The following is a 19364-nucleotide window of genomic DNA, read 5'->3' on the forward strand; positions in this document are numbered from 1 at the left end:
GCCGTCGTGGACCGACCACCGAGACGCAGAGCCCGGGGATCCGAGCCGAGCCCGAGACCTCCGCCCGGGCCACGGCCTCGGCCGCCACCGGGGGGTTCACGCCGGTGCCACCCTCGTGGACCGGGTCGGCCTGCCGTGGCTCCTCGCGACCCTCACGGTCATCGTGCTCGTCGTCGCGTTGGCCGCCACGACGCTCTCCTCCGGGAGGGCGAGCACGATCACGGGTCTCGAGAGGTACCCGGGAACTCCGCCCGCCGAGTACGCGGCCGGCCCGGCGTGGGCCTCGCCGCCGCTCGCCCCGGGCATCCCCGCCGTCGCCGTCGGTGCCCCACCGGAGGAGTCCGTCGCTCTCGTCACCGCGGAACGCACCCTCGTCCTCGTCTCCGCCGCCGACGGTCAGGTGCGGTGGCGTTCGCCGCTCCCCCGGGGTGCAGAGATCCACGGACCGCCCGCACCCACGCGGATCGACGGTGAGGACGTCGTCGCGCTCCACGTCGGTGAGCGCCTCGCCTGGTGGAGCCTCGACGACGGCACCCCGCACGAGATGGAGATCCCGACGGGCGCGGTCGTCTCGGTCCTCGGCGAGGTCCCTCTCGTGGCCCATGGCCGCCAGGTGACGCCGGCCGGTGCGGGCGCACGCGCGGCCGTCACCGTGCCCGACGGGATGATCGCCCTCGCAGCCCATGAGGACGGCCAGGTCACCGTCGCCGGGCCGACCGGATGGGCACACCTCGGCCCCGACGGGTCCACCCGGTCCTCCGGGCCGTGGGAGAACGCGACCTCCCCGGCCCCGACGGTCGCGGGGTACAGCGGTGGGGTCGTCCTTCTCGTGCGACCGGGCCCACACGGCACCGCCACTCTCGAGGCCCACGCCGATCGCACGACCGACGTCCGATACCTCTTCGGGGGCCCGGTCCTGCTCCCGCCCGGCGGGCGGCTCACGTGGACGGCGTCCCCGGCGGGTACGTGGGGCATCCTCGGTCGGGCGCTGGTCGACCTGCGTGCGGGGCGGGTCGACGACCTCGGCGCCTGGTCGACGAGGACCGTCACCGCCGATCGCGCCTACGGGCACATCGACGGGTCCGCCGTCGTCGTCGGCCCCACCCTCGCCCGCGGGATGATCGCGCCCGGCGAGGCGATCCCGGAGGTCCTCACCACCGCCGGCGCCCTCGTGCGGGGCCCTGCCCCGAACGCCGACACCTCGGGCGGCGTCGATCCACGTCGGAACGACGACACCGTGTATCTCCTCCCTGCGCGAAGGAGCGCGTCATGACCCGAGACCACCGAATCACGCCGTCCCGACATGGGGCACCGTCCCTCCGCGGCTGTGTCGCCGCCGTGGGGACCGCCGTCCTCACCCTGACGGCGGCCGGGGTGGCACACGCCGTCCCGGTCCCCACCGACGACGTCCCCACGGTGCAGGTCGTCCTCCCCGTCATCGACGGGGGCATCACCGTCGTCGTCTCCCCGGGAGCGCCGACGGCTCCCGGTGCCGCACCCACCCCGGGCGCGGAGCCTGCCGCTGCGCCGGCGCCCACGACCGCGGTCACGCCCCTCGCCCCCGTCACGCCCGACGAGCACTCTCCGGCCCGGCCCTACCCGGGACAGACCGCACCACCCGCGATCGCCGCACCCGGGACGGCTGAGTCGCCGGTGACGACCGCGGTCCCCGTCCCGCCGTCTCCCCCCTCCCCCGGGGTACCGACGAGGTCCTCACCCCCGGCGCCCGAGGCTGCGACCACTCCGCGCCCCTCCGATCCCGACCGCACGTGGGCCCCCCTGCCGACCGCCATTCCCACCTACGCGGACGGCGGCACGACACCCCCGGTCACCCCGCCCCACGGGAAGGCCGGGTCGGCCGCCACGAGCACGCCGACACCCCCGGTCTCTGCGGGATCCGGAGCGCCGGTCGAGGCGGAGACCTCACCGACGACGACGCCCCGACGCGACGCCCGGGCGGCGGGCGGTTTCGCCGTCGGGGTCTTCGCGCACAGCAAGGACCGGGTCGCCCGGTTCCAGGAGACGGTGGGCCGACCCGTCGAGGTCCTCGGGGTGTTCCCGGCCCGCGGGTCGTGGGACTCGATCATGGACCTGTGGTGGATGGACACCGCCCCCGAGGGCTTCCACGGCACCCTCGATGTCGGTGTGCCGCTGTGGCAGGACGACGGCGACCTGGCGACGGCCGCCGCAGGTGGGTACGACGCCCGGTGGGAGGAGCTCGGGCGGACGATCGAGAGGAGATACCCCGGCTCGAGCGTGCGGATCGGGTGGGAGTTCAACCTCGGTAGTTGGAACCATCACGCGAGCGACGAGAACGTCGAACAGTGGATCCAGGCCTTCCGCAGGGCCTCGGTCGCCCTCAAGCGGGGCGGGCCGAGCCTGCTCGTCTCGTGGAACCCCAACAAGGGCCGGGGCGACTCCCTCGCCGACGCCACGAAGGCGTGGCCCGGGGACGACGTCGTCGACATCGTCGCCCTCGACGGGTACGACTGGTGGCCGGCCTACAGCGAGTCGACGTGGCCCGAGCACCGCGACGGTGACCAGGGGTGGGCCCACTGGGTGGGCTTCGCCCGCGACCACGGCAAGAAGTTCGCCGTGCCCGAGTGGGGCGTTGCCCCCGGCAACGACCACGGAGGCGGGGACAACCCCTACTACATCGGTGTCGTCATGGACTTTCTCGCGACCGAGCACGCCAAGGACGGGATCGTCCATTCCGTCGTCTACTTCGACGAACCCGACGGGTACATCGCCAACTCCATCGCCGACGGGCAGGTCCCTCTCGCCGGCGAGGCACTCGCGGGCCGACTCGCCGCCCTCGGAGGCGGTGCGCAGGGGGCGACCGAGTCGATGCCTTCAGGCTCTCCGGGCGGACACGCCGCGCCGGCACCGACCGGAGCCGGGACCGACGACCCCGGAGGGGTGACACCACCGGGTTCATCGACGCCACACGGCCCGCCGACACCACCTGGCGGACCGGCACGACCGGGCGCGGCGACGCAGCCCGGCACCTCGACGCAACCCCAGCCCTCCGGTGGTGCCGACAGACAGACCCCCGGTGCCGATCGACAGGACGAGGGCCGCGCCTGGGAGTCCGCGGGCGGCCACGGGCCGGTGCCCCGATGAGCAGCGCCCTCGTGATCGCGGTCCTGTGGACGACGACCGTGGCGGCGGGCACCCCCTCCCCCACGTCGCCACCCGCCTCGACCAGGACTCCGCCGCCGAGCCCGACGACGATCCCCGTCCTCACCCGCACGGGCAGCGTGGACGAGGACACCCGCGTCCCCGCCGAACGCGGGAGGACGTCACCTGCCCCCACCGGGCAGGTCCCCCGTCCCGCCGCGGACGGCACGGGGGGACCGGTGGGGTCGGCGGGTCAGGGAGCTTCGAGGGGATCGGCGCCGCCAGGGCGGACCCACGCGACCCTCCTGATCCCCGTCCCCACGGATCGGCGGCCGGTGCCGGTGTCGGTGTCGGTGTCACCCGGGGTTCCGGGCTTCATCCCGCCACCGCCAAGGTCAGGCTCCTCCCCCGACGTCGCGACGCGGCCGCACCCGCCGCCCGTGCCCGTCCCGCCGTCGCCTGGCTCGGGCCCGCCGCGCACCCCTCCGGGCGCGCCCCCTCCGGTCGCCTCCGTCCCGCGACCGGCCACGTCCCCGGCGACCGAGCCCGGCTCGGTCACGGGTCGGTGGTCCCCTGCTCCGCCGAGTCCCGCCATGACCGGGACACGGCTCCCCCCGGCGACGACACCGACGTCCCCCACATCGACCGCGCCCGCAACGGCGCCCCGGACGGCGACCGGGAGGTCATCGGACCTTCCGTCCTCGGATCGCGGATCGACGACGCCCATGCCCGCCTTCCCGAGTGACGACGGTCGACGAGCGGACCAGCCAACCGCAGATCCCGCCGATCCCGCTCGACCTGACGTGCCGGCGCCCACCGCGACGGCACCGAGCACCGCCGTCACGGGGTCGACGGCGCGCCCGACGTCGCCGGCCGCCACCACGACACCCCAGCCGACCTCGACCGGCACCCCACCGGGTGCCTCCACCCCAGCGCGGACACAGCATCCGATGCCGCCCCCGTCGCGCACCTCACCGCCGACGACCTCACCGGGCCCGCCCTCACCCACCGTGCCCTGGCCGCCCTCGCCGTCACCCACCTCACCGGTACCGCTCACGACCGCGCCGACCTCGACCCCCGCGCCGACCTCGACCTCGCCGCTCACCACCGGTGCCGATGACGGCGCCATGACGACGGGGCCTGGGCGGCCCACGCCCGGGTTGCCGAACCGTGCCGAGCCGACGCGGCGCGTCCAGCGTTCCGGCGACCAGCCCCCGCACGGCGTCCGCGGACCTGTCGTCGACCGCCCCCCACCTCGAGACACGATCGCCTCTCGGCCGGTCGCCTTCGCCAGTCGCGATCGGACATCGGGACCGCAATGGGCCTCGGGCGCCAAGATGGAGGCCGCGGATCTCGGACCGACGAACGGTGCACTCGTCCGGCCGCGAGACCTCGTCGAGGTGTCGCTGCCCGGGGAGCGGTGGGAGGAGCTGACGTCGGCGAACGAGGCGTTCGGGCTCCTCGTCGGCGCCCGGGTCGTGTGGACCGTGCCGCTCTCGGTGCAGCGGACCCCCCTCGAGGACATCGCCTCCGGGCGTCACGACCGGGAATGGAGGGAGCTCGGGGAACTCGTCGCCCGCGGCGGATCCCCGGTCGTCCGGATCGTCCTCGCCGAGGGCGGCGAGCCGACGCGGAGCGCCGCCGCGTTCCGACGGGCAGCGGCTGCGGTGAGGCAGACCCCCGGCGTCGCGGTGGAGTGGGGCGTGCCCACGGCGACACCCCCGGCCGTCTGGGCCGCGGCATGGCCGGGCGACGACGTCGTCGACATCGTCGGCATTCCGCTCGCCGCCGGAGCCTCATGGACGGCCCAGGTCGCGGCACCCGGCGGCCTCGCGGACTGGAGCACCTGGGCCCGGTCCCGTCACCGGCGTCTGGGCGTCCATTGGGAGCTCGACGCCGACGTGGACGCGGACCGCGTCGCCCGCGTGGCCGACTGGCTCGACGTCGCGGCGCGCACGTCGGTCCTCGCCTACGACAGCGTCGCGACGACGGGAGAGACCAGGTCGGACGCCCTCACCACTTATCGCGAACTCCATTGACACCAGAGCGCTCTCGTGAATAGCGACGTGCCCGAGGGGGTCGGGAAATCGTCAGGGTCGGGGACGAGGTGTCGAATGAGAGAGCGTGAAGGTCACCGAACACGAGATCCCCTACGGCACCGGCTCCCTTGCCGTCCGCGACTACGGCGGCCAGGGTCCGGCCGTCGTGCTCGTGCACGCCCCCGGGTTCTGCGCCGTCGCCTGGGATCGCGTGGCCGAGGCACTGGGCGGGCAGGTCCGCGCGGTGTCGCTGGACCTACCGGGCCACGGCGCCTCGACGGCGCCGATGCGGCACGCCGCCGATGCCTGGGAGAGCATCCTCACCGTCACCGATGCCCTCGCCCTCACCCGCCCCCTGCTCGTCAGCCTCGGCCAGGGCTCGCACGCCGCCCTCGTGGCGACGATGGTCCGTCCCGACGGGTTCGCGGGGGTCGTGACCCTCGGTGGGGCCTGCGTCCGAACGGAGGAGAACACCGAGGACGAGATCTCCTTCTACACCTCCCCGGAGTTCGCCGAGCTGCTCGAACAGCGCTTCTTCTTCGGTGTGCGCGGGCAGACCCGCCGAGAGGCCTGCCAGCTCATCGACCACATCGTGGTGCGGCTCGCGAAGGACTGGCGGGTCATCGGATTCCGGGGTCTGCGCGACGAACTGATGTACTCGATCCGCCCTCACCCCGAGGGCGGTTGGGTGAATCTCCCCTTGCCGGAGACGATTCTCACGATGATCTCCTTCGACCCGGGTGACCGCTTCTACCCCGCCGAGAACCTGTACCGGCGCGTCTCGGTGCCCGTGCTCATCGTCCAGCTCGCCGATGGCCTCGACCGTGAACACGCCCGCCGCGAACGCGACCTCGCGATCGAGAACGACCTGGTGACCGTGCGGAGCCTCGATGCAGGCGAATACCCGCACTACACGCGGCACCACGAGGTGGCCGCCATCATCCTCGAGACCTGCGGAGTGACCGCACGCCCGGCCGTCGCGAGCTGACGGACGAGTCCGGCGCCCGGGCGTTCGGGCCAGGACTTTCGCCGAGGGAGCAGGGTCAAGGGCCCGGGCCGAGCCTCGATCAGCGCTCTGTGGGGCCTGGACCTGCAGACGGTCGACGTCGTGGGCGGACTTCCCAACCCTGCCGGCCGCCGGCCGGAGTGTCCGTTCCTGCCGTGTTCGCCTCCCGGGCCTCGGCACGGCGGGGCCGACTCGAACCGGACTGGCCATGGCGAATCCCTGACCTGCGAGGATGCCACTCCCGGGGCGGTGGGCCCGGTGGGGCTTGAACCCACGACCGACGGATTATGAGTCCGCTGCTCTGACCGGCTGAGCTACAGGCCCGGATACGGTGAACGGCCCCGACCACGAGGTCGGAGCCGTTCTCGTGCTCCCCCGGTTGGACTCGAACCAACAACCCTCCGGTTAACAGCCGAATGCTCTGCCAGTTGAGCTACAGGGGAATGGCGCTCGAACAATGTAGCAAGGAACGGCACCGGTCGTGAAATCGGTGCGTCGACCCTGACCTCCCCGGGCGCAGGTGGCCCGATGCGGCTGGTCAACGTGTCACAGACCTACTTGTTCGGCGAGCTCGGCGAGGGTGCGTTCCGCGACGAGGTGAGCCATCGCATCGTCGCGTCGGACACGTCGTTCGTACATCAGTTGCGGAACGAGTTCCCCGGTGCGGAGGTCCTTGCGGATCGCCGCCCGCCCGATCGGGCGACCCCCGTCCTCGACCGCGGCGTCGAGGACGCGGCTCGCCTCGACCCGGTCCCGGAACACCATCGGAAACCGCTGCTCGTCGGGCCCGAACAGCCACTGCGTGCCCCGTGACCCGTCGACCCAGGTGACCGAGACGGTGCCGGTCGTGCTCTCCCAGCTCCCCGCGTCGACCTCGAGCCACCGGTGCCGCGTCACCTCTGCGCCGTCGGGGGCGAGGACGACGAGCTCCTGCACCGTGCCGACGACGACCGACCCCGTGGTGATGTCGACCGCGGCAGCCATCACGCGGTCGCCGGCCGCGCGGCGCATCCCCTGCGCCACGACGTCCGCCTCACTGCGTTCCCGTCGTTTCCAGAACGCCATGCGTCCCCACTCTCGTGTTCGTCTCGTCGAAGCCTGGTCTCATGTCGTCGCCTGCCGAGGCGCGTGGGCGGTCCGCTCGCCCGGCCCTTCCCGGGTCATTCCCTCCGGCGCCGCAGCTCGGCGAGCTCGAGCTGGAGCCCCTGCAACTCGACCGCGATCTCGTGCGCCCGCGCGGGGTCGTCGTGCTCGACACGACGCAGCGCGCTCGCGGCGTCGGCGATCCTCGCCTGGAGCGGGGCCTCCCACAACCGGGTGAGGAGATCGCCGACGTACCGGGCGTCGGGCTCACCGGTCTCCGGATCGACGCGTGCCTGGATCTGCTCCATCGCGAGGGCCCCGACGAGTGTGTCGACGGGCGCCGGACTCGCCTCGACGATCGCCTCGACCCAGTCGTGCGGTCGGTCGGCTGCACCGCCGACCAGCGCGGTGAGCGTGCCGAGGAACACGGCCCGGTGCGCGGGGGCGACGAACGACTCCTCCTCGACGCGGTACAGGTCCTCGGGCGCGATGAGGCGCGGGAACTGCACGAGCACCTGCAGGAAGAGGTGCCCGAGCAGCACGGTCGGGTCGCGCAGGTCGGGGCGCGGCAGCAGCGTGGACCCCTCGTCGCCCCCACGCGTCTCACCGGGGGCCGGGCCGTCGCCTCCCGACGCCCCGGTGCGCCGCGAGGCGCCCGGGCCACCGATGGTCGGCATGCCCTTGGGGGCGTGGGCGACGACGTCACGCATCTGTTCGACGTCGACGCCGATCCATCCCGCCACCGTCCTCGTGTACTCGGGCCGCAGCGCCGGGTCACGGATCTCGGCGATGATTCTCGCGACGCTCTTCATGCCGGCCACGCGCCCCTCGGCGGTGTCGAGGTCGAAACCCGCGAGGGTCGTGCGGACGGCGAACTCGAACATCGGCACGGCCTCGTCGACGAGGCGTCGGACGGCGTCGTCCCCCTGCTGCTGGCGCAGTTCGCAGGGGTCCATCCCGTCGGCGGCGACGGCGACGTAGCTCTGGGAGGCCCACCGCTGGTCGAGCTCGAACGCGCGCATCGCGGCCTTCTGACCGGCGGCGTCGCCGTCGAAGGTGAAGATCGTGCGGGCGCCGCCGGCGGCATCGTCGCGAAGGATGCGCCGCAGCGTGGAGACGTGGTCGCTGCCGAAGGCCGTGCCGCACGTCGCCACGGCGGACTCCACCCCGGCGAGGTGACACGCCATCACGTCGGTGTACCCCTCGACGACGACGGCGCGACGTCCAATCGCGATCGCCTTCTTCGCGAGGTCGAGGCCGTAGAGGAGGTGGGTCTTCTTGTAGATGGGGGTCTCGGCGGTGTTGAGGTACTTGGCGGCGATGCGGTCGTCGTCGTGCAGGCGCCGCGCGCCGAAGCCGACGGTGTCGCCGGTGATGTCGCGGATGGGCCAGACGAGGCGTCCGCGGAACCGGTCGTACAGACCCCGGGACCCCCGCCCGGCGAGCCCACCGAGGGTCATCTCCTCCTCGCTGAACCCCTTCTCGCGGAGATGACGCACGAGGTCCTCCCCGCCGCGGGGGGCGTAGCCGACCCCGAACCGCGTCGCCGCGGCGCTGTCGAATCCCCGCTCGCGCAGGAAGTCGCGACCGACACGGGCGTCGCGGGACCGCAGCAGGGCCTCGTGGTAGAACTCCTCGGCCACCCGGTGGGCCTCGACGAGACGGCCGCGCCGCCCCATCCCGGCCTCGCGGGGTCCGCCGCCCTCCTCGTAATGGAGTTCCACGCCCGCCGAGGCGGCGAGCCGTTCGACGGCCTCGGTGAACGTGAGGTGATCGACCTGTTGGACGAACGAGATGACGTCCCCGCCCTCGCCGCAGCCGAAGCAGTGCCACCGCCCGACCGCGGGGCGAATCGTGAACGACGGCGTCCTCTCGTCGTGGAAGGGGCACAGGCCCTTGAGCCGCCCCGCCCCGGCGCGAGTGAGGGTGACGTGCTCGCGCACGACCGCCTCGAGGGACGCCCGGTCCTTGACCGCCTCGACGTCCTCGGCCTTGATGCGTCCTGCCACGGGCGACCTCCTCTGCCCGCGAGTCTAGGCGGACCGGGCCCTGCGACCCCGCCCGACTCACCCCGCTGTGGACGACCGGACGTCCCCGGCACCGCGCCTCGCGCGCGGGGACTGCGTCATCAGGTGAGCGTCGGGTCGCTGCACCAGGACCGGTGCAGTCCCCAGGCCCGCACGTCGGTGAGCCCGGCGACCTGATCGACGACCGCGCGGCGCCGACCCGCCTCGTCCGCGGCCGCGTCGTGATCCTCACGGTGCAGCGGGTCGAGGAGTGCGGGGTCGGCACGGTAGAGGGCGAGGAGGTCGGCGACGACGGCCCGCTCGACGTCACGGGCACGTTCCCGCTCGGGGACGAACATGACGAAGTGCGCGGCGAGCCCCTTGAGCAGGGCGCACTCGGCGCGGGTGTCGTCCGGCACGACGAGGTCCGCGGCGTACCGCGTGAGCGGCCGCTCGCCGAACCGTGCCCGGGTCGCCTCCTCCGCCGCTCTGACGAACCGGCCGATGAACAGGCTCGTCATGTCCTTGAGAGCGGCGAGGGCGGCGCGGCCTCCGTCGCTGCGCTCGACGACGGCGCCGGTCGCGAGCAGCCGGCGCGCGGCGTCACCGATCTGCCCCTCGGTGAGATCCCGCGCGTACAGCCGCACGGCGATCTCGAGCACGGGCGCCAGACCACGGCCATCGCGCAGCACCCCGAGGTCGAGTCGTCCTGCGGCGACGGCGTCCTCGACGTCGTGGACGGAGTAGCCCACGTCGTCGGCCCAGTCCATCACCTGCGCCTCGAGACACCGCCGACGGTCGGGAGCCCCGAGCCGCAACCACGTGAACACGTCGAGATCGTCCTCGTAGACCCCGTACTTGCTCGTCCCGGCCACCCCGGGCTCGGCCGCCCCGCCGGCGGCCCACGGGTACTTCGTCGCCGCGTCGAGTGCCGCGCGGGTGAGGTTGAGCCCGACCGAGCGGCCCTGCGGCGCGAACCGCTTGGCCTCCAGACGCGTGAGCAGCCGCAACGTCTGTGCGTTGCCCTCGAACCCCCCGATGTCCGCGCACTCCCGCGCGAGCGCCGCCTCGCCGTTGTGCCCGAAGGGTGGGTGGCCGAGATCGTGGGCGAGACAAGCGGTCTCGACGAGGTCGCCGTCGCACCCGAGGGCCGCGCCGAGCTCCCGGCCGATCTGCCCGACCTCGAGGGAATGGGTGAGGCGGTTGCGCACGAAGTCGTCGCTGCCGGGTTCCATGACCTGTGTCTTGTTCGCGAGGCGCCGCAGCGAGGAAGAATGGAGGAGACGCGCCCGGTCACGAGCGAAATCGGAGCGGTGTGCGTTCTTGCGCGCCGGGTCCTCCGGGACCCATCTCTCACGATCCACGGCCTCGTATCGCCTCACCACGGCACTGTAGAGTCCTGGCTCGATCCACGCACGGGCGCACCTCGTGCCACTGGTCCCTCCGTGCCCACCTCCGCTCCCCGCCACCTAAGGTCGTGACATGGATCGCCACCCCCTCATCTCCCCGAGTGAGCTGCACGAATGGCTGCGCAGCCGCCCGGGCGAGGCGCCCCTGCTCCTCGACGTCCGATGGGCACTGGGTGCCGACGACGGATACGACTCCTACCTGCAGGGTCACCTGCCGGGTGCGGTGTTCGTCGACCTCAAACGCGACCTCGCCGGCGAGGCCGAACCGAACGGCGTCGGTGGGCGTCACCCCATGCCGACCGTCGACGACTTCGAACTCGACATGGCGGAGTGCGGCGTCGACAACGACCGGCCGGTCGTCTGCTACGACGACAGCGGCTCGCTCGCGGCCGCTCGCTGCTGGTGGCTCCTGCGTCACTTCGGCAAGTACGACGTCCAGGTCCTCGACGGGGGCCTCTCGCAGTGGAAGGCCCAGCGCTACCCCCTCGAGTCCGGCATCCGGCTCGTCGACGAGGGCGACTTCTCGGTGCGGCGCGGCATCACCCGGGTCCTCGGGGCCCGGGAGGCGACGATGTTCGCCGAACAGGGTCTGCTCCTCGACTGTCGGCCCTCCGACCGCTACCGCGGCGAGAACGAGATCATCGACCCCGTCCCCGGTCACATCCCCGGGGCGGTCAACGTGCCCGCCCGGTCCCTCACCGACGCCGACGGCCGGTTCCTGCCACGTGACGAACTCCGGGCCGTCCTGGCCGCCGCGGGCGTCGACGGGGAGACCCCGGTGGCGGCCTACTGCGGCTCCGGCGTGCAGGCCTCGCACGTGGCCCTGGGGATCGCCGTGGCCGGTCTCGGAGACGCGGTGCCGGTGTACGTCGGCTCGTGGTCGGACTGGATCAGCGACCCCTCCCGCCCGATCGCGGTCGGGGAGGCCACCGGCGCGATGTGAGCGCGCTCAGCCCCCGGAGACCGAGAGTTCGGCCTGGGCGATGTTGCGCGCGGCCGCGCCGGTGAGGTCGCGAGTCTCGAGCCACCCCTCGGGCAGGGCGACGGCACGAGGGGAACCGGCCCGACCCCGCGGGCCCTCGGCCGCCTCACCCGGCCACGGCGCGTCGGCGGGGAGGGCGGCGAGGAGATCGTCGACGTCGGCGAGGGCGTCGACGAGAGCGAGGCGGTGGCGGATCTCGTGGCCGGCGGGGAATCCCTTGAGGTACCAGGCGATGTGCTTGCGGATGTCGCGGCACGCCCGGAACTCGTCCCCGTCGTAGAACTCGGTGAGGTACACGGCGTGACGGCGCAGGGCCTCCCCGACCTCGCCGAGGGTCGGCCGGACGCGCGTGTCTCCCCCGGCGAAGGCCGACACGAGGTCGGCGAAGAGCCACGGTCGCCCGAGGCATCCTCGGCCGACGACGACCCCGTCGACGCCCGTGCGGGCGACCATCGCGAGCGCGTCCTCCGCCGACCAGATGTCCCCGTTGCCGAGGACCGGGACGTCGGGCAGGGCTTCGCGCAGGCGGGCGATCGCGTCCCAATCGGCGGTGCCGGAATAGGACTGCGACGCCGTGCGGCCGTGCAGGGCCACCGCCGCCGCACCGGAGTCGCGGGCGATGCGGCCGGCGTCGAGGTAGGTGAGGTGGTCCTCGTCGATGCCCTTGCGCATCTTGACGGTGACGGGTACGCCGTACGGCTCGGCCTCGGCGACGGCGCCCGCGACGATCCCGCGGAACAGCTCGGTCTTCCACGGCAGCGCCGATCCACCGCCCTTGCGCGTGACCTTGGGGACGGGGCAGCCGAAGTTGAGGTCGATGTGATCGGCCCGGTCCTCGGTGACGAGGAGCCGCACGGCGGCGCGGACGGTCGCCGGGTCGACCCCGTACAGCTGGACGCTGCGGGGGTTTTCGTCTGGGTCGTGGGTGATGAGGCGCATCGACTCGGGGGTGCGCTCGACGAGGGCGCGGGAGGTGATCATCTCGCTCACGTACAGGCAGCGGCCGGACTCCCCCACCCCGGCGGACTCACCGAACTCCCGGCACAGCCGCCGGAACGCGCGGTTCGTGATGCCCGCCATCGGGGCGAGGACGACCGGCGACGGCACGGTCACCCTCCCGAGCTGCAGCGGAGGCAGCACGGCGTGCACCCCGGCGGTGTGGCCGGGGCGGGTGTCGGCGTCGAGGGTCGCAGTCATGACCGTCCATTGTCCTCCCGTCGGCACCCACCCCCCAAATCGGCCGCCCGCCCCGGACCCGTGGACCGCGTCCGCACGCCCGGCGTTCCGTGCGGGGCCGGGCGGGCCCGGTCAGCCGTGAAGGAGCGCGACGGTTCGCGCACGGACCTCGAGCACGTGCGCGGCCAGGCCGGGGTGCTCGGCGTACCACCCGAGGTGCGCCTCGCGGACGGCCTCGTCGGACACCGGGCCGCCGTCGATGCTCCACCCTTCGCGCGCCGCGCCCGCGGGGAGGCCGAGCGCGCGACACGTCTCGGGGAGGACCGGGGCGTAGATCGACCGGAGGAGGGTCCGCCCGGGATCGGCCGCGTCGGCGGGGAGACCGAGACGCGCTTGCACCCGCCTCACCATGCCGACGAGCACGGGGTTCCCCGGGTGGTTGAGGGTGTGCGCGGCCTCGACCCCGGCCGGGAGGAGCAGATCGCTCGCGAGCACGGTGTCGTGCTCCCGCTCGCGGCGCTCGAGCTCGGCGATCGACTCCTCGGCGATGGTGCGCACGCCGTCGCGGGCCACCCTGTCGATCGCACCCCGGCCGGCGGCCATCGAGGCGGTCGCGAGGTCGTGGTACGGCGCGAGCGGTGGGTCGCCGGCCTCCCCGGCGGGCCCGGAGCGCACGATGACGTGTCGCGGGTAGAGGCCCGCATACCGCAGCGGCGGGATCCGCACGACCCGCGCGCGCTCCGAGAGGAGACGCGAGACCTGCGCGGTGCCGAGCGGCAGGCCGCGGTAGCCCTCGCGCACGGGCTGGGCGACGAGGATGTCGACGTGGCCGAGCAGGCGCGTGAGGTGAGGCAGGTCTTCCGCGCCCATCTCGAAGACGGGCGGCACCCGCACGGTCCGCACCGAGGCGGCGGGTCCGTCCCCGAGCAACACCCGCACGCTCTCGGCCTGGCAGTTGCCGAGGACGATCGCACACGGACGCCCGTCGTCCTCCGGCAGTGGCGCGAGCCCGTAGAAGACGTCGTAGTGACGTCGGCGCCCGCTCGCCTCGGCGAACCCCGACGCCGGGTGGTCGGGGGGCGAGGACCTCGGGGTCTCGTCCGGAACGTGCTCAACGGTCACGGGCTCACTCCTCGTCGGTTCGATGCCGTCATCGAATCACCCACCCGGGCTGGAGGCACGTCGCCGCGGAGGTGACGGTGTCACCACATAGGGTGGGGCCGTGACCGACCCGACGTTTCGTGAAGACCTCATCAACCGCCTGTTCCGCGTCCCGGCGAAGGTCAGCGCCGGAGTCCTCATCGTGACGATCGCCCTCGGGTTGATCATCGGCGGGATGGTCGGCGCGATCCTTCTCGGCCTCGCGATCCTCGCCCTCCTCGGCATGCTCGTGCTGCTCTGGCCCGACATCCCCCCGGCCGAACGCATGATGCGCCTCGCGATCGCGCTCGTCGTCGCCGCCGTGGCCGTGGTGCGGATCGTCCCCCCGGGCGGCAGCCCGAACCTCTGACGAGGCGATCGCGCACGAGCCCACCGCACACGACAGCCCGCCTCGCGCGAACCCCACACGACGACGATCCCCGCGCCTGATCGGGGACGGGGATCGTCGCATTCGAGCTCGGCCCGCCGAGGGGGCCGCGTCGTCAGTCGTTGCCGGCCTCCATGGCGGCGTAGTCGAGCGCGAGATCCTCCGACGGAGGCACGGCGGTCGCGATGGCCTTGGCGCCACCGGGCTCGAGTTCACCGACGAGTTGCGTGCTCGCGCGCCCGACCTGGTGCTCCTCACCTGCGATACCGAGCATGCCCATGCCGACGTACTGCTCGAGGCGGCTGCGGGAGTCCGCGATGTCGAGGTTGCGCATCGTGAGCTGCCCGATGCGGTCGGTCGGGCCGAACGGGGCGCCTTCGGTGCGCTCCATCGACAGCTTGTCCGGGTGGTAGCTGAAGTTCTCGCCGACGGTGTCGAGGATCGAGTAGTCGTCCCCACGGCGCAGCCGCAGGGTGACGGTGCCGGTGACGGCGGTGCTCACCCAGCGCTGGAGCGACTCGCGCACCATGAGGGACTGCGGCTCGAGCCAGCGGCCTTCGTAGAGCAGGCGGCCGAGGCGACGGCCCTCGGTGTGGTAGCTCGCGAGGGTGTCCTCGTTGTGGATCGCGTTGAGCAGGCGCTCGTAGGCGATGAAGAGCAGCATCATGCCCGGCGCCTCGTAGATGCCGCGGCTCTTGGCCTCGATGACGCGGTTCTCGATCTGGTCGGCCATCCCGAGCCCGTGGCGGCCACCGATGCGGTTGGCCTCGAGGACGAGCGCGACCGGGTCCTGGTCGTACCGCACGCCGTTGACCGCGACGGGGCGACCGAACTCGAACGTGACGCTGACCTCCTCGGGGACGATCTCGACCTCGGGGTCCCAGAACCGCACGCCCATGATCGGTTCGACGATCTCGATGCCCGCGTTGAGGTGCTCGAGCTTCTTGGCCTCGTGGGTGGCGCCCCAGATGTTGGCGTCGGTGGAGTAGGCCTTCTCGGCGCTCGCCCGGTAGGGCAGGTCGCGCTCGCTGAGCCACTGGCTCATCTCGCCGCGGCCGCCGAGCTGCTCGACGAAGTCCTCGTCGAGCCACGGCTTGTAGATGCGCAGCCGGGGGTTCGTGAGGAGCCCGTAGCGGTAGAACCGTTCGATGTCGTTGCCCTTGAACGTCGATCCGTCACCCCAGATCTGGACGTCGTCCTCCATCATCGCGCGGATGAGGAGGGTGCCGGTGACGGCGCGGCCGAGCGGCGTGGTGTTGAAGTAGGTCTTCCCACCCGAGCGCAGGTGGAACGCGCCGCAGGCGAGGGCGACGAAACCCTCCTCGACGAGGGCACGTCGGCAGTCGACGAGGCGCGCGATCTCCGCGCCGTACTCCTTGGCGCGCTCGGGAACCGTGTCGATGTCGGGCTCGTCGGCCTGGCCGAGGTCGGCCGTGTAGGTGCAGGGGATGGCGCCGTTCTCGCGCATCCACGCGACGGCCACGCTGGTGTCGAGGCCGCCGGAGAAGGCGATGCCGACCTTTTCGCCGGAGGGGAGGGAGGTGAGGACCTTGGACATACGGACACTTTATGCATAGTCATGCATGATCATGCACGCCGTCTCAGCCCGTGGACGTGCTCAGCGAGGGTGGAGCGCTCAGAGTGTTGGGGCGGGGGCGTCGACGGCGCCCCCGTAGCGGCGGTCGCGGCGGGCGTAGACGTCGATCGCCTCCCACAGATGGCGCCGGTCGAAGTCGGGCCAGAGGGTGTCGAGGAAGACCATCTCGGCATAGGCGCTCTGCCAGAGGAGGAAGTTGCTCGTCCGCTGCTCCCCCGAGCTGCGGACGAAGAGGTCGACGTCGGGCATCCCCGGCTCGGGCAGATACCGCGCGATCGTCTTCTCGTCGACCGACCCCGGCTTGAGGCGTCCCGCGGCGACGGCCTCGGCGATCGCCCGAGCGGCGTCGCCGATCTCGGCGCGCCCCCCGTAGTTCACGCAGAAGTAGAGCGTGAGCCGGTCGTTGTCCCTCGTCAGTTCCTGGGCGGTCTCGAGTTCGTCGATGACCGACTTCCACAGCCGCGGCCGGCGCCCGACCCAGCGCATGCGCACCCCCCAGGCGTTCAACTGGTCGCGTCGCCGACGGATGACGTCGCGGTTGAACCCCATGAGGAACTTCACCTCCGCCGGGGAGCGCTTCCAGTTCTCCGTCGAGAACGCGTACGCCGACAGGTGGGTCACCCCGGCCTCGATCGCACCCGCGACGACGTCGAGCAGCGCCCCCTCCCCCGCCTCGTGCCCCTTGGTGCGCGGGAGGCCGCGTTCGTTGGCCCAGCGACCGTTGCCGTCCATGACGATCGCCACGTGCCTCGGCATCACCTCGGCGGGAATCGCGGGCGGTCGCGCGCCGGTGGGGTGCGGGAACGGGTTCTCGTAGCGGGAGGTCGAAGCCACGGGCGAAGCGTACCCGCGCGACCTCAGGGCCGTTCGACGAGACGGAGGGAGCGGACCCCACGCTCGAGGTGCCACTGGACGTAGGCGGCGACGAGTCCGCTGCCCTCACGGCGAGGGAGCGCCTCGCTCGCCTCGGCGGTCACCCAGTCGCCCTCGAGCAGGGCTCCGAGCAGGACGAAGGTCGCCGGTGCCGGTGCCGTCGACCCCGCGGGTCGGCAGGAGGAGCACACACACCCGCCCGCGGCGACGTTGAACGCGCGGTGCGGCCCCTCGGCGCCGCAGCGCGCGCAGTCGTGGAAGCTCGGTGCCCAGCCCGCGGTCGCGACGGCGCGCAACAGGTAGGCATCGAGGATGAGGCCCGAGTCGTGGTCACCGCCGGCGAGACTGGCCAGAGCTCCGGCGAGGAGCGTGAAGGGCGCCGGGCCCGGGTCCTGTCCCTCGGTGAGCCGTTCGGCGGTCTCGAGCGCGGCGACCATCGCCGTCCACGCGACGTAGTCCCGGGTGATCTGTTCGCCGTACGGGGCGAGGACGACGACCTGCGTGACGGTGTCGAGGTTGCGCCCCTCGTACAACTGGGCGTCGATCACCATGCCCGGTTCGAGCCGCGCACCGAACTTGCTCTTCGTGCGCCGCACGCCCTTCGCGACCGCCCGGACCACACCTCTGCCCCGCGTGAGGAGGGTGATGATGCGGTCGGCCTCCCCGAGCTTCTGGGTGCGCAGCACGATGGCGGCGTCGCGGTACAGGGGCACCGGGCCATTGTGCCCCTCACCGCCGACAGTGCCTCATCCGACACCGGGTCACAGACCGGACCACCGGCGTCGGACCTCCGCCACCGCGCCCACCCGAGGCGGCTCGACGAGAGCGGCGTGGCGGGTCGTTCGGGGAGGACGAGGGATCACTTCGGGAGCACGACGTCGTCGCCGACGGCGTGGAGACGCAGCCCGTCCGCCTCGACCCGGACGTCGGTGACACGCATGCCCGGCGGCAGATACGGGATCGGCATCCGCAGTGGGGGCAGCTGGGCGAGGGCACCCCCGATGATCCCCCCGCCCTCGACGCGACCGGGGGTGACGGCGATGCGTTCGCCGTCGGCCTGGACGCGCGCGAGGGCCGTGACCTCCAGACCCCGGCCGAAGACGCCGACAGGCATCCGGACCCGCACGAGTCCGTCCTCCGCCGGCGCGAGGCGGATGCCCCGCCCGATCTCCTCCTCGACGACGGAGAACGGCACGACGCCGTCGACGTCGAGGTGTCTGGCACGGATGGTGCCGTCGGTCGCGAGCCGTCCCTCGACGACCCTGACGGCGACGTCACGCAGGTCCTGGCCCTGCCCGAGGATGATGCGTGAGCCCTCGACGTCGGCGTCCGGCACCCACACCTCTCCCTCGGCGAGGTCCGTGGGCGGGGTCGACGCCGGCGAGGGCGCGGTCGGCGCGGGTTCGGTTCCCGGCGCGGAGTCGAGCGGTCGGGTGAGGACGAGGAAGCCGATCATCGCCGCGACGAGCAGCGTGAGGAACACGGCCCCGAGGACGGCGAGGCCGCGCACGACCCAGCCGGTCCGGGGCGGGGCGTGCGAGCCGATCCGGCCACCCGGACGTCGGCCCGCGGGGGCGACGCCGTCGCGGACTCGCGGCGCGGGCGCCGAGGCGCGCACCGCGGTGGCCTCCGTGCGTTCCGCGCGCATGTGCCTCCCCGTCCTGGTGCCGACGGCGACCCCGCCTCTCGCAGCGGGCCGTCGTGGTGGTTCGCGAGCGCTCGTGTGAGCGCCGGCGGTTCGACGTCGCCCCTGTCAGGAAAGCACACCGGGCTGAGAGGCCGACACCCTCGAACACCGACGACGCCCGAACTGGCGACCGTCGGCCGAAGGCGGTTTCCGACCGCACGGCCATGTGCCACACTCGTACACATGTTCCATCTCCAGGGATCCCTCCTCGACGACGTCGCCGAGGTCGGGCTGCGCTCCCTCGACGTGACGACCCGGACCCCCCTCGCCGACGGCGCATGGGTCGACGTGCGTCCCGGGTGGCTCACCGGCGCCGACGAGGTCTTCGCCCGCCTCCACGACGAGGTCGACTGGCGCGCCGAGCGGCGCCGGATGTACGACCGCACGGTTCCCACGCCGCGCCTGCTGCGGTTCTACGACGGCGGGGAACACCTCCCCCACCCCGTGCTCATCGACGCTCGTGAGGCGCTGTCGGCCCACTACGCCGCCGAACTCGGCGAACCCTTCGTCACCGCGGGCTTGTGCCTCTACCGCGACGGCGCCGACTCCGTGGCGTGGCACGGCGACGACATCGGGCGGTCCGCCACGCACGACACGATGGTCGCGATCGTGTCGCTCGGCACTCCGCGCCCGCTCATGCTCCGGCCGCACTCCGATCGGGCGAAGGCGGACCATCGCGGTGGCAGCCTGCGATTCCACGTCGGCCACGGCGACCTCGTCGTCATGGGCGGCTCGTGCCAACGCACCTGGCAGCACGCGGTGCCCAAGCTCACCGGGTCGGTGGGTCCGCGCATCAGCGTGCAGTTCCGTCCGCACGACGTGCGCTGAGGCCCGTCCGCGCGCCCGAGCCCCGCCGCG

The 19364-nt window shown here is 73.0% G+C and carries 16 protein-coding genes and 2 tRNA genes; 7 read left to right on the top strand and 11 right to left on the bottom strand.

Translation table 11 applies throughout. The annotated features are described in order from the left end of the window. Positions 1-115: 115 nt before the first annotated feature. From RT054_RS04760 to RT054_RS04775, 4 genes are all read left to right on the top strand, one after another. Positions 116-1273, top strand: coding sequence for a hypothetical protein (locus RT054_RS04760; RefSeq protein ID WP_313022343.1), 1158 nt, complete (start codon positions 116-118; stop codon positions 1271-1273). Next, on the top strand, positions 1270-3123 hold the full coding sequence (locus RT054_RS04765; RefSeq protein ID WP_313022344.1) for a hypothetical protein: 1854 nt from the start codon (positions 1270-1272) through the stop codon (positions 3121-3123). Before RT054_RS04760 ends, RT054_RS04765 begins: the two co-directional genes overlap by 4 nt. A 1334-nt stretch (positions 3124-4457) precedes the next feature. Then, positions 4458-5159 carry a hypothetical protein gene (locus tag RT054_RS04770; RefSeq protein WP_313022345.1) on the top strand — a complete coding sequence of 234 codons (702 nt, stop codon included), beginning with the start codon at positions 4458-4460 and terminating at the stop codon, positions 5157-5159. 85 nt (positions 5160-5244) lie between these two features. Beyond that, positions 5245-6147, top strand: a complete 903-nt coding sequence (locus RT054_RS04775) for an alpha/beta hydrolase (protein ID WP_313022346.1) — start codon at positions 5245-5247, stop codon at positions 6145-6147. Positions 6148-6415: 268 nt separating this feature from the next. Here the strand turns inward: RT054_RS04775 and RT054_RS04780 are convergent. From RT054_RS04780 to RT054_RS04800, 5 genes are all read right to left on the bottom strand, one after another. After that, a tRNA-Ile gene (locus RT054_RS04780) sits at positions 6416-6489 on the bottom strand. Between the two features lie 46 nt (positions 6490-6535). Continuing rightward, positions 6536-6608: transfer RNA gene (locus RT054_RS04785), tRNA-Asn, on the bottom strand. 103 nt (positions 6609-6711) lie between these two features. Next, positions 6712-7230, bottom strand: coding sequence for a hypothetical protein (locus RT054_RS04790; protein WP_313022347.1), 519 nt, complete (start codon positions 7228-7230; stop codon positions 6712-6714). Positions 7231-7325: 95 nt separating this feature from the next. Continuing rightward, entirely contained in the window at positions 7326-9257 is a 1932-nt protein-coding gene (dnaG, locus tag RT054_RS04795) for a DNA primase (RefSeq protein WP_313022348.1), read from the bottom strand. 119 nt (positions 9258-9376) lie between these two features. Continuing rightward, positions 9377-10636, bottom strand: a complete 1260-nt coding sequence (locus RT054_RS04800) for a deoxyguanosinetriphosphate triphosphohydrolase (protein ID WP_313022349.1) — start codon at positions 10634-10636, stop codon at positions 9377-9379. Positions 10637-10736: 100 nt separating this feature from the next. Here RT054_RS04800 and RT054_RS04805 point away from each other — a divergent pair, with 100 nt between their 5' ends. Further along, the gene (locus RT054_RS04805; RefSeq protein WP_313022350.1) at positions 10737-11606 is read left to right on the top strand and encodes a sulfurtransferase; all 870 of its coding nucleotides are present in this window, start codon (positions 10737-10739) and stop codon (positions 11604-11606) included. A 6-nt stretch (positions 11607-11612) separates the two neighbouring features. Here the strand turns inward: RT054_RS04805 and dusB are convergent, their stop codons facing one another. Both dusB and RT054_RS04815 read right to left on the bottom strand, forming a co-directional pair. Further along, on the bottom strand, positions 11613-12842 hold the full coding sequence (gene dusB / locus RT054_RS04810) for a tRNA dihydrouridine synthase DusB (RefSeq protein ID WP_313022351.1): 1230 nt from the start codon (positions 12840-12842) through the stop codon (positions 11613-11615). 111 nt (positions 12843-12953) lie between these two features. Beyond that, positions 12954-13943 carry a WcbI family polysaccharide biosynthesis putative acetyltransferase gene (locus RT054_RS04815; protein ID WP_313022352.1) on the bottom strand — a complete coding sequence of 330 codons (990 nt, stop codon included), beginning with the start codon at positions 13941-13943 and terminating at the stop codon, positions 12954-12956. A gap of 100 nt (positions 13944-14043) precedes the next feature. Between RT054_RS04815 and RT054_RS04820 the strand changes: the two genes are divergently transcribed. Continuing rightward, positions 14044-14331: a hypothetical protein gene (locus RT054_RS04820; RefSeq protein WP_312719323.1), complete on the top strand. Its 288-nt coding sequence runs from the start codon at positions 14044-14046 to the stop codon at positions 14329-14331. 133 nt (positions 14332-14464) lie between these two features. Here RT054_RS04820 and argG read toward each other — a convergent pair whose 3' ends face one another. The 4 genes from argG to RT054_RS04840 all read right to left on the bottom strand — a co-directional run bounded on the left by argG (position 14465) and on the right by RT054_RS04840 (position 18467). Beyond that, positions 14465-15907, bottom strand: a complete 1443-nt coding sequence (gene argG / locus RT054_RS04825) for an argininosuccinate synthase (RefSeq protein WP_313022353.1) — start codon at positions 15905-15907, stop codon at positions 14465-14467. A 78-nt stretch (positions 15908-15985) separates the two neighbouring features. Next, positions 15986-16780 (bottom strand): isoprenyl transferase, encoded by a 795-nt coding sequence (locus RT054_RS04830; RefSeq protein WP_313022355.1) that lies wholly within the window; start codon positions 16778-16780, stop codon positions 15986-15988. A gap of 23 nt (positions 16781-16803) precedes the next feature. After that, positions 16804-17532 carry a DNA repair protein RecO gene (gene recO, locus RT054_RS04835; protein ID WP_313022356.1) on the bottom strand — a complete coding sequence of 243 codons (729 nt, stop codon included), beginning with the start codon at positions 17530-17532 and terminating at the stop codon, positions 16804-16806. Positions 17533-17678: 146 nt separating this feature from the next. After that, positions 17679-18467, bottom strand: coding sequence for an LmeA family phospholipid-binding protein (locus RT054_RS04840; protein WP_313022357.1), 789 nt, complete (start codon positions 18465-18467; stop codon positions 17679-17681). A gap of 222 nt (positions 18468-18689) precedes the next feature. Between RT054_RS04840 and RT054_RS04845 the strand changes: the two genes are divergently transcribed. After that, positions 18690-19334, top strand: a complete 645-nt coding sequence (locus tag RT054_RS04845) for an alpha-ketoglutarate-dependent dioxygenase AlkB (RefSeq protein ID WP_312719330.1) — start codon at positions 18690-18692, stop codon at positions 19332-19334. Positions 19335-19364 lie beyond the last annotated feature (30 nt).

The sequence above is a fragment of the Mobilicoccus sp. genome (assembly GCF_032060985.1).
Classification (GTDB): domain Bacteria; phylum Actinomycetota; class Actinomycetes; order Actinomycetales; family Dermatophilaceae; genus Mobilicoccus.

What these genes read in the sequence shown, in the direction of transcription:
- dusB (WP_313022351.1), bottom strand. Translation starts at nt 12,842, where the DNA reads ATGACTGCGACCCTCGACGCCGACACCCGCCCCGGCCACACCGCCGGG.
- RT054_RS04790 (WP_313022347.1), bottom strand. Translation starts at nt 7,230, where the DNA reads ATGGCGTTCTGGAAACGACGGGAACGCAGTGAGGCGGACGTCGTGGCG.
- RT054_RS04845 (WP_312719330.1), top strand. Translation starts at nt 18,690, where the DNA reads ATGTTCCATCTCCAGGGATCCCTCCTCGACGACGTCGCCGAGGTCGGG.
- argG (WP_313022353.1), bottom strand. Translation starts at nt 15,907, where the DNA reads ATGTCCAAGGTCCTCACCTCCCTCCCCTCCGGCGAAAAGGTCGGCATC.
- RT054_RS04765 (WP_313022344.1), top strand. Translation starts at nt 1,270, where the DNA reads ATGACCCGAGACCACCGAATCACGCCGTCCCGACATGGGGCACCGTCC.
- RT054_RS04770 (WP_313022345.1), top strand. Translation starts at nt 4,458, where the DNA reads ATGGAGGCCGCGGATCTCGGACCGACGAACGGTGCACTCGTCCGGCCG.
- RT054_RS04805 (WP_313022350.1), top strand. Translation starts at nt 10,737, where the DNA reads ATGGATCGCCACCCCCTCATCTCCCCGAGTGAGCTGCACGAATGGCTG.
- RT054_RS04840 (WP_313022357.1), bottom strand. Translation starts at nt 18,467, where the DNA reads ATGCGCGCGGAACGCACGGAGGCCACCGCGGTGCGCGCCTCGGCGCCC.